The 2,034-nt window shown below is 59.4% G+C and carries 2 protein-coding genes and 1 pseudogene; all 3 read left to right on the forward strand.

The features are described 5' to 3' along the window. A pseudogene (locus BM272_RS13820) lies at positions 1-768 on the forward strand (hypothetical protein); the annotation flags it as partial. After that, positions 755-1,642, forward strand: coding sequence for a type IV secretion system protein (locus BM272_RS13395; RefSeq protein ID WP_159433106.1), 888 nt, complete (start codon positions 755-757; stop codon positions 1,640-1,642). The pseudogene BM272_RS13820 and the gene BM272_RS13395, both read left to right, overlap by 14 nt. An 11-nt stretch (positions 1,643-1,653) precedes the next feature. Further along, positions 1,654-2,034 (forward strand): hypothetical protein (locus BM272_RS13400; protein ID WP_143613323.1); only part of this gene is annotated, 381 nt, incomplete at its 3' end.

The following is a 2,034-nucleotide window of genomic DNA, read 5'->3' on the forward strand; positions in this document are numbered from 1 at the left end:
GTATCACACCCCTTCACCCCCGGTATCACACCCGGATCGGGGGTGTATCACAAATCCGGCCTCCCGGTATCACCGCCGCCTGTTCCCCTGCCTTTGTCGGCCAATTTGGCCGACAAATTGGACGAGTTAAAACGCCAAACTTGCGTTTTTGGTTTTCCCCCTCTACGCTGGAATTACGTTACCCATTCACGCAATGACCAGCCGAAAAGGGGGTTTCCCATGGGAAATATCGAGCGCGAGAACGACGGGCAGACGATGGGCGAATGGGCGCTCCGCCAGTCCGCCGAACCGCGAACGCTCTCGGTCCAAGTGCCGGCGCAATTAGCGCAGGTTAAGGACGGGGTTTCAGTGGGGCTTGCAAGTGTCGTGCGCGGGACGCTTCCGAGGACCACCCGGCGCGCCTCGCGGAACGGATTAAAGACGATTCGCCTCCACCTGACGGCCGAGGCTTCCGTCTGGCTCACGATCATGACCGGGGATTACGGCTACAGCGAGCGGGGCGCGATTATCGAGGCGCTTTCCTGGGTTTTTGAGTATCGGGATTTCATCCCGCAAGTATCCGGCCATGAGATAGAGCCGGACGAGGACGAATTGCGCCAGCGGCAGGAGGATGAAGAAGCCGCCGCCCGGGAAGCGGCGGAAGCCGAAAGCGAGGCGGATGAATCGGCCGAAACCAACCCGGTTTCCCATGGGAAAGTCGAGGCGGAAACCGAGGCCGAATCGGAGCCGGAAAGCAGCGAATGGGATGCCGACGATGAACGCGAATAACGCGGCGGTGCTGTTGGCCCTCGCGTCCTGGGCGGGCGTGATGATGATCCCCCACGCCGCCCACGGCCAGCAGGTGGTAACGGACCCGAAACAGTACGCTTATCAGGCCGAGCAGCTATCCAAGGCACAGCAGGCCATCCAGACCGCCACCAAGCAGCTAGAAACCATGCGGGACGCCATGGACGTGGCGAAACACACCTATCAGATGGCGTCGAATCAGTACAAGGAATTGATCGCCATCGGGGAGCAAATGGAAGGCACCTATAACATGGCGACCGGGCTCGTTGACGACCTCAAGGAGACTCGGGAGAAGTTTAACGTAATGGTGGAAACCAAGGGGGGATTTGAAGGCGATACGTTTGAGGATGTATGGGACAACACCAGCCAGCATGTGATCGAGGCATTCCCCGAGGCCGGAAGCGGCGAGTATGACCGCATGGCGGCGAGTGCGGCGCGGGAGAAGCAGCGCCAGACGTACTACCGCGACAGCTTGCGCCAAGCGGAATTGGCGCTCTCCGAGTCGGGCGAGCGGCTGGAAACCATCAACTCCCTATCCCAGAACATCGACAGCGCCGAAAACTTAAAGGCCGCCCAAGATCTAAATAATAGGCTCCTGGTCGAGCAACTACGCCTCGCGCGGCGAATGGATGACACCCTCTCCCGCCTGGAACGGCTGCAATCCGCGCAGCATTATCGGGGGTATGTACCGCCGGATGATGAAGGCGAGGACGACAACCAGCGCCAGTCGCCACAGGAGCGAATCAATCAGGGGCAGGAGCCGGAATGGGCGCATGAGCGGTTGGCCGATGATTACGGCCTCGATTCCGACGATTCCGGCAATGATATTGCGGATCGCATTCTCCGCCATTACTAAGGGGCACCGACATGGATGAAGAAGAATCTCTCGGCTTTTCGATTTGGGGCATTGTCATGGAGTCCACGGCGGAATATGTGGGCCTGATGATTGAACCCATGACAACGCAAATCCTTCCCTTTGCGCGGGTGGCCGTTACGGTCTATATCTTGTGGGTCGCGTGGCGGCTCCTGTTTGGGCAAAAGGAGGTGGATGTGGGCGCGGCCATTTCCTCGGTCCTGGTGATTCTCGCTACCTACTCGCTCACCCTGGAAACCAACGCGGCGCGGGAGTGGATCTTTGACCCGGTACTGAATACGTCCCTGGGGCTTACGGGCTTCTTCCTGGACCCGAATAGCGGCACGGTGTCCGCCGGCTTCAAGGCGATTGACGGGACGTTTGAAAACATCTTT

This window comes from Thiohalospira halophila DSM 15071, assembly GCF_900112605.1.
GTDB lineage: Bacteria > Pseudomonadota > Gammaproteobacteria > Thiohalospirales > Thiohalospiraceae > Thiohalospira > Thiohalospira halophila.